This is a genomic window from Vulcaniibacterium tengchongense (assembly GCF_003814555.1).
Lineage (GTDB): Bacteria > Pseudomonadota > Gammaproteobacteria > Xanthomonadales > Xanthomonadaceae > Vulcaniibacterium > Vulcaniibacterium tengchongense.
This window is the reverse complement of sequence record NZ_RKQN01000001.1, coordinates 921,782-934,480: the sequence shown is the minus strand read 5'-3', so window position 1 is coordinate 934,480 and position 12,699 is coordinate 921,782. Positions and strand designations below refer to the sequence as shown.

The 12,699-nt window shown below is 72.2% G+C and carries 10 protein-coding genes; 4 read left to right on the top strand and 6 right to left on the bottom strand.

The window, feature by feature from the left end; genetic code table 11:
* Positions 1 to 10 precede the first annotated feature (10 nt).
* Positions 11 to 2,338, bottom strand: coding sequence for a UDP-N-acetylglucosamine 2-epimerase (locus EDC50_RS04170; RefSeq protein ID WP_123769182.1), 2,328 nt, complete (start codon positions 2,336 to 2,338; stop codon positions 11 to 13).
* Positions 2,339 to 2,513: 175 nt separating this feature from the next.
* Here EDC50_RS04170 and EDC50_RS16305 point away from each other — a divergent pair, with 175 nt between their 5' ends.
* Complete coding sequence (locus EDC50_RS16305) at positions 2,514 to 2,666, top strand: hypothetical protein (protein ID WP_158635658.1); 153 nt, start codon at positions 2,514 to 2,516, stop codon at positions 2,664 to 2,666.
* Positions 2,667 to 2,732: 66 nt separating this feature from the next.
* Here EDC50_RS16305 and EDC50_RS04165 read toward each other — a convergent pair whose 3' ends face one another.
* The 5 genes from EDC50_RS04165 to ald all read right to left on the bottom strand — a co-directional run bounded on the left by EDC50_RS04165 (position 2,733) and on the right by ald (position 9,406).
* Positions 2,733 to 3,185, bottom strand: coding sequence for a low molecular weight protein-tyrosine-phosphatase (locus EDC50_RS04165; RefSeq protein ID WP_123769181.1), 453 nt, complete (start codon positions 3,183 to 3,185; stop codon positions 2,733 to 2,735).
* 217 nt (positions 3,186 to 3,402) lie between these two features.
* Positions 3,403 to 4,701, bottom strand: coding sequence for a replication-associated recombination protein A (locus EDC50_RS04160; protein ID WP_123769631.1), 1,299 nt, complete (start codon positions 4,699 to 4,701; stop codon positions 3,403 to 3,405).
* A 209-nt stretch (positions 4,702 to 4,910) separates the two neighbouring features.
* Positions 4,911 to 5,537 (bottom strand): outer membrane lipoprotein periplasmic chaperone LolA, encoded by a 627-nt coding sequence (gene lolA / locus EDC50_RS04155; protein ID WP_123769180.1) that lies wholly within the window; start codon positions 5,535 to 5,537, stop codon positions 4,911 to 4,913.
* Between the two features lie 266 nt (positions 5,538 to 5,803).
* Complete coding sequence (locus EDC50_RS04150; protein WP_242002953.1) at positions 5,804 to 8,164, bottom strand: DNA translocase FtsK; 2,361 nt, start codon at positions 8,162 to 8,164, stop codon at positions 5,804 to 5,806.
* Between the two features lie 171 nt (positions 8,165 to 8,335).
* A complete protein-coding gene (ald, locus tag EDC50_RS04145) occupies positions 8,336 to 9,406 on the bottom strand; it encodes an alanine dehydrogenase (protein ID WP_123769178.1) in 1,071 nt (356 codons plus the stop codon).
* Between the two features lie 254 nt (positions 9,407 to 9,660).
* Between ald and trxB the strand changes: the two genes are divergently transcribed.
* The 3 genes from trxB (at position 9,661) to aat (ending at position 12,666) form a co-directional block, all read left to right on the top strand.
* Complete coding sequence (trxB, locus tag EDC50_RS04140) at positions 9,661 to 10,614, top strand: thioredoxin-disulfide reductase (RefSeq protein WP_123769177.1); 954 nt, start codon at positions 9,661 to 9,663, stop codon at positions 10,612 to 10,614.
* Between the two features lie 130 nt (positions 10,615 to 10,744).
* Positions 10,745 to 11,899 (top strand): GNAT family N-acetyltransferase, encoded by a 1,155-nt coding sequence (locus tag EDC50_RS04135; protein WP_123769176.1) that lies wholly within the window; start codon positions 10,745 to 10,747, stop codon positions 11,897 to 11,899.
* Positions 11,896 to 12,666 carry a leucyl/phenylalanyl-tRNA--protein transferase gene (aat, locus tag EDC50_RS04130; RefSeq protein ID WP_123769175.1) on the top strand — a complete coding sequence of 257 codons (771 nt, stop codon included), beginning with the start codon at positions 11,896 to 11,898 and terminating at the stop codon, positions 12,664 to 12,666. Before EDC50_RS04135 ends, aat begins: the two co-directional genes overlap by 4 nt.
* Positions 12,667 to 12,699 lie beyond the last annotated feature (33 nt).

The window sequence follows — 12,699 nt, the reverse complement described above, 5'->3', positions numbered from 1 at the left end:
GCGCCCGGCATCAGCACGCCTCCTGCAGGTCGTGCAGAACGGAAGGCGAGCCGGCGCCCCGCGTCGGGGTCTCGGCGTGGGCTGCTGCGGGACGCAGGCTCGCCAAAGCTTCGGCCAATTGCCGGCTGGCGCGCGGGCCGCGATCGACGCCCTCGTCGAACGCGCGGCCCTCGTCCGCCTCCAGCAAGGCCAGGATCTGCTCCGTCAGCGCGCGACGCGATTGCGCGCTGCGCATCCCCTCGCCCCCGGCGTCGGCCACGCCGGCGCGCACCTGCAGCACCGGCCTGCCGAGCGCCGCGAGCTCGGCGTGCGGCGCGCTCGCCCCGACCACCACCAGGCGCGCGGCGCCGAGCAGGAACACCTGGGCCAGATAGTCGTCGAGCGCGACCGGATGCAGGTTGCCCAGCGGCCGGCCGCGCGCTTCGGCGCGCACCGCGTCGGCGAGCGCCGGCGCGCAGGCGATGTCGATGCCGGGGCGGCGGCGCGCGACGTCGGCCAGCGCCAGGGCCAGCACCGGGTCCACCTCCTCCGCCGGCATCGCCAGCAGCAGCGGGCAGTCGTCGCGCAGGAACGGGAATCGCGCCGCCAGCTGCTGCCCCAGCGCCGGGTCGTCGCGCAGCAGCCCGAGCGCCGCGCGCAGGCCGTCGGCGGCGAGATCGCCGGCCACCAGCACGCGCTCGGCGGGAACGCCTTCGGCGATCAACTCGCGGCTCGCCGATTCGTCGCGGGTCACGTGCAGCGTCGCCAGCGCGCGCGCGAGCTTGCGCTCGGCGCCCTCCATCGCGCCGGCCTCGCCCGCGCTGTCGATGTGCACCACGGGGATGTGGTGGCAGTAGGCCGCCATCGTCGCGGCCAGCGCGGTCGAGGTGTCGCCCGGCACCAGCACCACGTCGGGCTGCACCTCGTTGAGCACGCGCTCCAGCCCGCCGAGCGCGTCGGGCGCGAGCTCGCCCTCGTCGGGCGCGCCGAGGTCGAGCCTCAGGTCGGGCTGGATGTCGAACAGATCCAGCACTTGCTCGGCCTGCGGCTCCGGCCCGGCGGCCACGCACACGGTCGGCTCGAAGCGCTCGTCGTGCAGCAGCTCGCGCGCGATCGGCGCGATCTTCATCGCGTCCGGCGGCGTCGCGAGCACGCACAGCGCCTTCAGCGCCGACGGGCCTTCGGCCGCGCCGATCGCCTCGGCGAGCGCCGGCGCGGACGACGGCCGCGCCTCGTCGCGCTCCGTCCGGCCCGGTTCGCGCGTTTCCTCGTCGCCGCCGATCGCGATCGCGCTCGCCGCGTCCGACACCCGCGCCGCGCGCGGCAGCATCCGCACCAGGCCGAGCAGCTTCGGCAGGCCCAGCACGTAGGCGGCGAGCACGGCGGCGAACGCGATCAGGCCGACCGCTTCCGGCGCGCTGCGCAGCGCATAGCCGACCAGCGCCAGCGCGGTGCCGGCGGCGACGATCGCGACCAGCGCCGCGCGCGGCGTCAGGCCCGCGTCGAGCAGCAGGTGATGCAGGTGCTGCCGGTCCGGCTTGAACGGCGAGCGCCCGAGGCGGATGCGCCGGTACATCACCGCCAGGGTGTCCATCACCGGCACCGCGACGCACCACAGCGCGTCGACCGGCGCCAGACGGCCGACCGAGCGATGGCTCAGGTAGATCACGCTCCACGCCAGCACGAAGCCGATCAGCGTGCTGCCGGCGTCGCCCATGAAGATCTTGCGGCCGTCCGGCCACCCCAGGTTGACGCACAGGTAGGGGATCATCGCCGCGAACAGGATCTGCAGCAGCAGCAGCACGCCCGGGGCGCCGCCGCCGGGCTGCGCGAACAGCAGGATCGCGGCGATGCTGACCATCGCCATGCTGCCGGCCAGCCCGTCGATGCCGTCGAGCATGTTGAAGGCGTTGACCAGGCCGATCACCGCGACGATGGTGACCGGAACGCCGAGCAGCCACAGCCGCATGCGTTGCTCGCCGAGCAGCTGGCCGAGATCGTCGACGTAGAACCCGGTGGCGGCGATCACCAGCCCGACCGCGAGGGCCTCGATCGCCAGGCGCGAACGCACGCTCAGGTCGCTGAGGTCGTCGACCACGCCGGCGGCGACGATCAACCCCGCGCCCACCATCAGGTAGACGACGAAGCTGTCCAGATAGCCCACGTAGCTCAGGCCGACCAGCGTGCCGATGAAGAAGCACAGGCCGCCGATCAGCGGAATCGCCCCGCGATGGCGCTTGCGCCCGCCCGGCCGATCGACCAGGCCCAACCGCCGCGCCACCGGGCGCAACGAGAAGATGGCGAAGAGCGTCACCGCCAGCGCTATGGCGCTGGCTGCCACCAGTTTCGGATCCTGCATGCGCTTTGCCTCGGATCGTTTGGTCTAGTTGTTGTTGTTCCGTGTGCGTACGCACATGCCGCGGAACCGCACCGTCGGCGTAGACCGCAATGGGGCGCCTTTCGAGGGCAGAATCGTCGGGCGCCGTGTCCTGATCGGTCGAGCGCGACTGTAGTTGCGCCCAGTTGATGAACGCATGAAGAAATCGCTGCCCGAGGCGCCTGAATGGGGGTTTTTTGCGATCGCCGGCACGCGCTTCATGAACGACCCGTTATGCCTGCGGCGCGCGCGCACGGCGCTTTGGGACCGCGCCGATGCCCGGGAATACACGGTGCGACGACATCGATGAATGGCCGCGGGCGATGCCCTCGCTGGGACCGTCGGCAGCGGCCCGGCCGACGTTTCCCGGCTGCGGTCAGAGCCTCGCGCGCCAGTCCTCGACCGCGGCCTCGATCATCCGGTACGCCTCTTCGTAGGCGTCCTGCGCACGGCCGTACGGATCGGGAATGTCGGCGTTGCCCTGCCAGCGGCCGAGCAAGAAGCTGCGCGCGCGCGCCGACGGCACCAGCGCCCGCAGCGCCGACAGGTGGCGCTGCTCCATCGCCAGCACGAGGTCGGCCGCGGCGATCTGCGCCGGCGTGGCGCGGCGCGCGACGTGCCCCGCCGCGCTCAGGCCGTGGGCGGCGAGAACCGCCTCGGTGCGCGGATCGATCGGGGTGCCGGGCAAGGCCGCCAGCCCGGCGGACTCGACCTCGACCGCCGCGCCGTCGAGGCGATGGCGCAGCACCGTCTCCGCGGTCGGGCTGCGGCAGATGTTCGCGGTGCAGACGATCAGCACCCGCCTGGGAGATCCGGCGTTCCGTTTCATCACTGCGCAATGAAGGAACTCGCGACTGAAGGAGCCGTGAAGGCACCCGGCGAACCGCCGTCTTCCATTCGGTCAGCGCCCTCCGACCGTCCATCGCGTGGCGAGGAATTGCCGGGTGCGCGGGGGCCGGGCGCGAAAAACGCCGGCCGGCGGAGTGGCGCAGCTCGATGCCGGCGCCCGGACGCCGCAAGGGCGGCGCCGTTCCGTCGGGGCTCCGCTATTCGCCCGCCGCGCTTTCCGGGTCCGCGCGTCCGGCCCGGGCCGCCTCGCGCGCGGCGCGCAGGCGGTCGAGCTTCTCCTTCAGCTTGATTTCCAGCCCGCGCTCCACCGGCCGGTAGTACACGCGCTCGCCCATCGCATCGGGGAAACCGGTCTGGTCCAGCGCGACCCCGCCTTCGACGTCGTGGTCGTACCGGTAGTCGCGGCCGTAGCCGAGCCGCTTCATCAGGCCGGTCGGCGCATTGCGCAGGTGCAGCGGCACGTCCTGGGTGCCGTACTCGCGCACGTCCTGGCGCGCCTGGTTGAACGCCACGTAGGCCGCGTTCGATTTGGCGGTGCTGGCCAGGTAGATCGCGAGTTGGGCGAACGCGAGCTCGCCCTCCGGACTGCCGAGGCGGTCGTACGTGTCCCAGGCTTCCAGCGCCATCTGCAGCGCGCGCGGGTCGGCCAGGCCGATGTCCTCCACCGCCATCCGGGTCAGCCGCCGGGCGAGGTACGCGGGGTCGCAGCCGCCGTCGAGCATCCGCGCCAGCCAGTACAACGCCGCGTCGGGATTGGAACTGCGCACCGACTTGTGCAGCGCCGAGATCTGGTCGTAGAACTGCTCGCCGCCCTTGTCGAAGCGACGGGTGCGGTCGGCCAGCACCTGCGCCAGGGTCGCCTCGCTGACCTCGCCGCCCTCGCCTTCGGCCAGCTCGGCGGCGATCTCCAGCAAGGTCAGGCCGCGGCGCACGTCGCCGTCGGCCGCCTGGGCGATCTGCCGCAGCGCCGCCTCGTCCACCCGCAGCCCGCGCCCGCCGAGGCCGCGCTCTTCGTCCTCCAGCGCGTGGCGCAGCGCCAGCGCGATGTCGCCGGCCGATACCGCCTCCATCACGTGCACGCGGCACCGCGACAGCAGCGCGGAGTTCAGCTCGAACGAGGGATTCTCGGTGGTGGCGCCGACGAACAGGATCGTGCCGCGCTCGATGTGCGGCAGGAACGCGTCCTGCTGCGCCTTGTTGAAGCGGTGCACCTCGTCGACGAACAGCACCGTGCGATGGCCCTCGGCGAAGCGTCGCTCGGCCTCCGCCAGCACCTGGCGCACCTCGGGCAGGCCGGACAGCACCGCCGAGATCGCGCGGAACTCGGCGTCCGCGTACTTGGCCAGCAGCAGCGCGAGCGTGGTCTTGCCGCAGCCCGGCGGGCCCCACAGGATCATCGAGTGCACGCGCCCGGACTCGATCGCCCGGCGCAGCGCCGAGCGCGGCGCCAGCAGGCGCTTCTGCCCGACCATTTCGTCGAGCGCGCGCGGCCGCATGCGCTCGGCCAGCGGCTTCAGCGCGGCGGGCGCGGCGGGCGCGGCGAACAGCGAATCGGGGGCAGCGGCGGCTTTGGACTTGCGCACCGGGGAATTCTAGCCCCGCCGGCTCGGCGACGCGGCGGAGGGCTTTGCCTGCAGGACAGGCTTGAAGCCGGGCGCGACCGCAGGCGGGCGCGGCCTGCCTGCGGTCGCGCCGGCCGCGGGCCCTAGCCTTCGCCGCCGATCACGTCCACGCCGGCGGGCGGCGTGTAGCTGAAGGTGCCCTTGGCGAAATCGGGATTGCGCCGCCAAGCGCCGAAGTCGATCTCGGTGCGCTGGCCGAGGTTGTCGACGATGCTCATCCGCGCCAGCCCGCCGTCGCCGAAGCCGAGCCGGGCGCTGCGGAAGTTGGCCTCCACGTTCGCCTTCGGCTCCAGCGTCAGCCATTCCAGGCCCTGCTCGCTGCCGGTCTCGCGGACCACGAACTGCGCGTCCAGCTTGCCCGGGTCGACCAGCGCGACCAGCGGGCTGTTCTGCTCTTCCACGCCCTGCGGACGCACGGTGACCTGCTGCAGGTCCGGATCGTAGATCCACACCTTGTGGCCGTCGGCGACGATCAGCTGCGGATACGGCTTCTGGTATTCCCAGCGGAACAGCCGCGGCGCCGACAGCGCCACCTGCCCGCTCGAGGATTCCTTGAGCTTGCCGCGCGCGTCGTACACCTGCTGGGTGAACCGGCCGTCCAGGCCCTTCAGGCCGCGGGTGAAGGCGGCGAGCTCGTCGCGCGCGCCCGCCTGGGCGGCGCCGGCCGCCACGAGGAAAGCGCAGAGCGCAATGCGCATCGCATGTCGCATGGTTCGGTCACTCCGGAGAACGATGGCGCAGAGTGTGCCCGAACCGGACTGAACGGGCGACGAGAGCCGCGAGGCGCGGCGCGCCCGGTTCAGGTCGGCGCATGCGGGCACGGGCCGACGACGGCGTCCCGCAGACCGCGCGGCAGGCCCGGCAGACCGGCGCAGCGGGGCCGAGGCCTCGCGAGCTGCGCCGACCCAATGCAGCGGCGTCGAACGCACATCGCGGCTCTTGCCACGGGCTGGCGAGGAGCGCGCCGCGCTCCCGATCACTTCGGCGGCGGCGGCGCCAGCACGGTGCGGTCGCCGTTGTGCTCCGGCGGGCTGACCACGCCGGCCGCCTCCATGGCCTCGATCAGGCGCGCGGCGCGGTTGTAGCCGATCTTCAGCCGCCGCTGCACGCCGGAGATCGAGGCGCGGCGAGTCTCGGTGACGATCCTCACCGCCTCGTCGTACAGCGGGTCGGATTCGTCGCCGCCACCGCCGCCGCTCTCCGGCAGGCCGGTGGCGCCGATCACCACGCCGTCGCCGAGCGTCTGCACCTCGTCCAGCACGCCCTCGATGTAGTCCGGGCCGCCGCCGATCTGCTTGAGGTGCTCGACCACCCGGTGCACCTCGTCGTCGCTGACGAAGGCGCCATGCACGCGCTCGGGCATCGCCGTGCCCGGGGGCAGGTACAGCATGTCGCCGTGGCCGAGCAGCGTCTCCGCGCCGGACTGGTCGAGGATGGTGCGCGAGTCGATCTTGCTCGACACCTGGAAGGCGATGCGGGTCGGGATGTTGGCCTTGATCAGGCCGGTGATCACGTCCACCGACGGCCGCTGCGTGGCCAGGATCAGGTGGATGCCGGCGGCGCGGGCCTTCTGCGCCAGGCGCGCGATCAGCTCCTCCACCTTCTTGCCGACGATCATCATCATGTCGGCGAATTCGTCGATGAACACGACGATGAACGGCAGCGTCTCCAGCGGCCGCGGCGCCTCCCCCAGTTCGGGGTTCGGCTTGAACAGCGGGTCCATCAGCGGCTGGCCGGCGTCCTGCGCATCCTTGACCTTCTTGTTGAAGCCGGCCAGGTTGCGCACGCCGACCGCGCTCATCAGCTTGTAGCGGCGCTCCATCTCGGCCACGCACCAGCGCAGGCCGTTGGCCGCCTCCTTCATGTCGGTGACCACCGGCGCCAGCAGGTGCGGAATGCCCTGGTAGACCGACAGCTCGAGCATCTTCGGGTCGATCATCAGCATCCGCACGTCGCGCGCGGAGGCCTTGTACAGCAGGCTCAGCACCATCGCGTTGACCGCCACCGACTTGCCCGAGCCGGTGGTGCCGGCGACCAGCAGGTGCGGCATGCGCGCCAGGTCGGCCACGGTGGGCCGGCCGGCGATGTCCTTGCCCAGCGCCAGCGTCAGCGGGCTGGCGGATTTGTCGTACTCCTTCGAGCGCAGCAGCTCGGACAGGAAGATCATCTCCCGGCTGCTGTTCGGGATCTCCAGGCCGATCACCGACTTGCCCGGGATCACGTCGACCACGCGCACCGACTTCACCGACAGGCCGCGGGCGATGTCCTTGTCCAGCGAGCTGATCTGGCTGACCTTCACGCCCGGCGCGGGCTCGATCTCGAACCGGGTGATCACCGGGCCCGGGTAGGCGCCGACCACCTGGGCGTCGATGCGGAAGTCCTTGAGCTTGAACTCGATCTGCCGCGACAGCGCCTCCAGCGTCTCCTCGCTGTAGCCCTTGGGCTGCGGCTTGGGATCGTCGAGCAGCGCCAGCGGCGGGATCCCGGAGCCGTCGCCGGTATGGAACAGCGGGATCTGGGTCTCGCGCTTGGCGCGGTCGCTCTTCTCCACCACCGGCGCCGGCGGCGGCTCGATCTTGACCGGCGCGCGCTTGGCGCGCAGCTCGCTCTCGATCTTGCGCGCCTCCTCGCGCTCCTCGCGGAAGGCGCGGCTCTGCTGCCACTCGGCGGCCTGCTTCTCGCCCTTGCGGAACAGCGTGCCCAGCGTCGGGCCGAGCGCCAGCACCCACTGCCCGATCTTGTCCATCACCGCGAACCAGGACAGCCCGGTCGCCAGCGTCACCGACACCAGCAGCAGCGCCAGCAGGAACAGGTTGCCGCCGACCGGGCCGAAGCCCTGGTACAGCGAGTTGCCGACCAGGCGCCCGAGCACGCCGCCCGGGCCGGCGGAGAAATGCGGCGCGGCGTCGGCCCCCAGGCGCAGGTGCAGCAGGCCGGTGGCGGCGATCAGGAAGCCGACGATGCCGACCAGCCGCAACGCCGGACCGAGGTCGGCGTCGCCGTCGCCATCGCTGTCCATGCCGAACAGCGCGATCCAGGCGATCGCGCCGAGCATGACCGGCAGCAGGAAGGCGACGTAGCCGGTCAGGGTCTGCAGCACGTCGGCGATCCAGGCGCCCACCCGGCCGCCGACGTTGGCGATCGGTGCCGACACGCTGCCGGCGTGCGAGAAGCCCGGGTCCTGCGGCGAGAACGTGACCAGGCTGGCGAGCAGGTACAGCAGCAGCGGCGCGATCAGGATCAGCGCGATGTCGCGCATCAGCCGCTGCCGGCGCGGCGACGGCGGTGCCTTCTCGGCCTTGGCCTTTTTGCGACTGGCTGCGGGCGCCTGCGCCACCGTGATGTTCCGCCTCAGCTACGTTTCGTTAGTCGTTGAATATACGGCGAAACCCTGCCGAATGACAGGGTTTCGACGACGGACACGATAGCAGCCCGCCGAACCGGCGCTGCTGTTCGCCGCGCGCGAGCGCCGGCCGAGGCGAATCGCCCGGCGCTCCGCCGGCCGGGATTACGGCTTCATGCCCTGCAGCGCCGGATGCACCAGCTGCCCGGCCTCGACGTTGATGCCCTTCACCAGCGCGGCGTTGCTGCGCCACTCGCTGCCCGAGGCCAGCTTGTTGACCCACGGCAGGATCGCGGCGCAGATCGCCTGGGAGCTGGTCTGCGGCACGGCGCCCGGCATGTTGGTCACGCAGAAGTGGGTCACGCCCTCCTCCACGTAGGTCGGCTCCTTCCAGGTGGTCGGGCGCGAGGTCTCGAAGCAGCCGCCCTGGTCGATCGCGATGTCGACGACGACGCTGCCGTCCTCCATGTCCTTCAGCATCTCGCGGGTCATCACGTGCGGCGCCTTCGCGCCGGTGATCAGCACCGCGCCGACGACGAGATCGGCCGACGCCACCTCGCGCGCGACCACGTCGTGGTACGGGTACAGCGCGGTGACGTTGTTGCCCAGGCGCATCATCTCGTCCATGCGGTCCTGGCGCATCTCGAACACGGTGACGTTGGCGCCCGCGGCCGCGGCCAGCGCGGCCGAGGCCCCGCCCGCCTTGCCGGCGCCGAACACCACGACCTTGCCGCGCTCGGTCGACGGCAGCCCGCCGAGCAGCTTGCCCTTGCCGCCCATCGGCTGGTGCAGCAGATGGGTGCCGACCTGCACGCCGATCTTGCCGGCGATCACCGACATCGGCGCCAGCAGCGGCAGGTCGCCGTTGGGCAGTTCGACCGTCTCGAATGCGACGCCGGTCAGGCCGATGTCGAGCAGCTTGCGGGTCAGTTCCGGCTCCGCGGCCAGGTGCAGGTAGCAGAACAGCAGGTGGTCGCGGCGCAGGTGCTGCAGGTCGCCGGCGATCGGCTCCTTCACCTTGACGATCAGTTCGCCCTTCTCGTACAGCGCCGCCGCATCCGGGGCGATCTTCACGCCCAGCTGCGCGTATTGCTCGTCCTTGAAGCCGGACTTGACCCCGGCATCCTTCTCGATCCAGACCTCGTGGCCGCGCTTGACCAGGTCGCCGGCCGCCGCCGGCACCAGCGCGACGCGCCCTTCGAGGGTCTTGGTTTCCTTGGGAACACCGATCCGCATGTTTGATTACCCGTGGTTGGCGAGGCCCGCAGGACCGCGGGCGCAAAAAAGCGCCGCTTCCGCGGCGCCCGGTCATTTTCGCCTATTGTCGCCCAAGCCGGCGCCCCGCGACACGGCGCGGCGCAACATTGCGTCGCGTCCCCCGCCTTGTCTTGCCGCGGGGCCGCCGCCAAGCTAGTGGTCCCTCGCTCCGCCGCGCGCCCGCGCGGCGGAACGCTTTCGCGCCGCGCCGCGCCCCAACCTTCGCGATCCTCATGACCCCATCGAAGCACTCCCGCGTCATCATCCTCGGCTCAGGCCCCGCCGGCTGGACCGCCGCCGTCTACGCCGCGCGCGCCAACCTCAAGCCGGTGGTGATCACCGGCCTGCAGATGGGCGGGCAGCTGATGACCACCACCGAGGTCGACAACTGGCCCGGCGACGCCCACGGCCTGATGGGCCCGGACCTGATGGCGCGCATGCAGGCCCACGCCGAGCGCTTCGACACCGAGGTCGTGTTCGACCACATCCACACCGCCGACCTGTCGCGGCGCCCGTTCCGGCTGGTCGGCGACAGCGGCGAGTACACCTGCGACGCGCTGATCGTCGCCACCGGCGCCACCGCCAAGTACCTCGGCCTGCCCTCGGAGGAGCTGTACAAGGGCCGCGGCGTGTCCGCCTGCGCCACCTGCGACGGCTTCTTCTACAAGGAGCAGGACGTGGCGGTGATCGGCGGCGGCAACACCGCGGTGGAGGAAGCGCTGTACCTGTCGAACATCGCCCGCAAGGTCTACCTGGTCCACCGCCGCGACACCCTGCGCGCGGAGAAGATCATGCAGGACAAGCTGTTCGCCAAGGTCCAGGCCGGCAAGATCGAACCGGTCTGGCACCACGTGGTGGACGAGGTGCTCGGCAACGACGCCGGCGTGACCGGCGTGCGGGTGAAGTCGGTGCAGGACGGCGGCACCCGCGAGATCCCGATCCACGGCCTGTTCGTCGCCATCGGCCATACCCCCAACACCTCGCTGTTCGAGGGTCAGCTGGAGATGAAGAACGGCTACATCGTCATCCGCACCGGCCTGGACGGCAACGCCACCGCGACCTCGGTGCCGGGCGTGTTCGCCGCCGGCGACGTGGCCGACCAGGTCTACCGCCAGGCGATCACCTCGGCCGGCTTCGGCTGCATGGCCGCGCTCGACGCCGAGAAGTTCCTCGACAAGGGCGAGTGACCGCGCCCGGCCGGTGCCCGATCGGCGCCGGCCGCGGTCGGGCGCGCCGGAGCCGGCACGGCGGCGCCACCGAGGGCGACGGAGCCTTCCGAGCGACGCCGGTGCCCCGCGACATCCGCAAGCCAGACCGATGCCCACGCCCCGCGTCCACGACTCGCTAGCGCAGATCCCGGCCGCGCAGTGGGACGCGCTGCACGACGGGCGCAACCCATTCGTCGCCCACGCCTTCCTCGAAGGCCTGGAAAGGCACGGCTGCCTGCGCCCGCAATGGGGCTGGCGGCCGCGTCACCTGGCGCTGTGGGACGGCGACGCGCTGGTCGCCGCGGCGCCGGCCTACCTGAAGGAGAACTCGCACGGCGAGTTCGTGTTCGACCACGCCTGGGCCCACGCCTATGCCCGCCACGGCCTGGATTATTTCCCCAAGTGGCTGTGCGCGGTGCCCTACTCGCCGGTGACCGGCCCGCGGCTGCTGGCGCGCGGCGACGACGATCGGCGCGCCCTGGTCCAGGCGCTGGCCGGGCTCGCCGAACGCGCCGGGCTGTCGTCGGCGCACGTGAACTTCCACGCCGAGGGCGAGGACCCGGCGTTCGACGACGCCTGGCTGCCGCGGCTGGACGTGCAGTACCACTGGCGCAACGATGCCGGCTGGCGGGACTTCGAGCAGTTCCTCGCCGCGTTCGACCACAAGCACCGCAAGAACGTGCGCCAGGAGCGGGCCCGGGTCGCGCGCGCGGGCGTGCGCTTCCGCGTCGTCGACGGCCGCGGCGCGAGCGAAGGCGACCTCGCGGCCATGCACGGCTTCTACCTGCGCACCTTCGCCGAGTACGGCAACCACCCGGCGCTGACCCTGGAATTCCTCCACCACCTGGCCACGGCGATGCCGCGGGCGCTGGTGCTGGTCCTGGCCGAGCGCGCCGGCCGCCCGATCGCCGGCGCGCTGTGCCTGCGCGGCGCCGACACGCTCTACGGCCGCTACTGGGGCGCCGACGAGCACGTGCCCGGCCTGCACTTCGAGACCTGCTACTACCAGGGCATCGAGTACTGCCTGCGCGAAGGCCTGCGCCGCTTCGAGCCGGGCGCGCAGGGCGAACACAAGCTGGCGCGCGGCTTCCTGCCGGCGCTCGTGCGCAGCCGGCACTGGATCGCGCATCCGCAGTTCCGCGACGCGCTGCGCGCCTGGTGCGCGGAGGAAGGCGCGGCGGTGCGCCGCTACGCGGCCGGACTGGCCGCGCATTCGCCGTTCAAGGCGGCGCCCGCGGGCGGCACGGCAGGGCCGGCCGGATGAATCCGCAACTGCCGCCCTGGCTGCCGCCGGACCCGGAGGCGCCGTTCCCGCCGCCGGAGCAGGCCCTGCGCCAGCCCGACGGCCTGCTCGCGATCGGCGGCGACCTCTCGCCCGCGCGCCTGCTCAACGCCTACCGCCACGGGATCTTTCCGTGGTATTCGCAGGGGCAGCCGATCCTGTGGTGGAGCCCGGACCCGCGCACGGTATTCCGCACCGAGCGCGTGCACCTGTCGCGCCGCTTCCGCCGCGAACTGCGCCGCAGTCGCTGGACGGTGCGCGCCGACACCGCCTTCGACGCGGTGATCGAGGCCTGCGCCGCGATCCCGCGTCCCGGCCAGCGCGGCACCTGGATCGTCCCGGAGATGCGCGCCGCGTACCGCCGCCTGCACGCGCTCGGCCACGCGCACTCGTTCGAAGTCTTCGACGGCGCGCGCCTGGTCGGCGGCATCTACGGCGTCGCGGTCGGGCGCATGTTCTTCGGCGAGAGCATGTTCAGCGCCGAATCGGGCGGCTCCAAGGTCGCCCTCGCCGCGCTCGCCCGCCAGCTGTATGCCTGGGGCTGGCCGCTGATCGACGCCCAGGTCGAGAACGACCATTTGCTGCGCCTGGGCGCCGAGCGCTGGCCGCGGCCGCGTTTCCTCGCGGCGGCGGCCGCGCAGTGCGCCGCGCCGGAGCCGCCGGGGCTGTGGGCCGCACGGGTCGGCGAATGGCCGGCGCGACGGCTCGCCGAGGCGGCCGAGCCGGGCGCCGCACCGATGCCGGGTTAACCGTTTCTTTGCGTCGTCATGCCCGGCGTGGCA

Excerpts from the sequence above, each read along its gene's own strand:
- EDC50_RS04170 (WP_123769182.1), bottom strand. The coding sequence starts at position 2,338 with ATGCAGGATCCGAAACTGGTGGCAGCCAGCGCCATAGCGCTGGCGGTG.
- EDC50_RS16305 (WP_158635658.1), top strand. The coding sequence starts at position 2,514 with ATGAAGAAATCGCTGCCCGAGGCGCCTGAATGGGGGTTTTTTGCGATC.
- EDC50_RS04165 (WP_123769181.1), bottom strand. The coding sequence starts at position 3,185 with ATGAAACGGAACGCCGGATCTCCCAGGCGGGTGCTGATCGTCTGCACC.
- EDC50_RS04160 (WP_123769631.1), bottom strand. The coding sequence starts at position 4,701 with ATGCGGCCGCGCGCGCTCGACGAAATGGTCGGGCAGAAGCGCCTGCTG.
- lolA (WP_123769180.1), bottom strand. The coding sequence starts at position 5,537 with ATGCGACATGCGATGCGCATTGCGCTCTGCGCTTTCCTCGTGGCGGCC.
- ald (WP_123769178.1), bottom strand. The coding sequence starts at position 9,406 with ATGCGGATCGGTGTTCCCAAGGAAACCAAGACCCTCGAAGGGCGCGTC.
- trxB (WP_123769177.1), top strand. The coding sequence starts at position 9,661 with ATGACCCCATCGAAGCACTCCCGCGTCATCATCCTCGGCTCAGGCCCC.
- EDC50_RS04135 (WP_123769176.1), top strand. The coding sequence starts at position 10,745 with ATGCCCACGCCCCGCGTCCACGACTCGCTAGCGCAGATCCCGGCCGCG.
- aat (WP_123769175.1), top strand. The coding sequence starts at position 11,896 with ATGAATCCGCAACTGCCGCCCTGGCTGCCGCCGGACCCGGAGGCGCCG.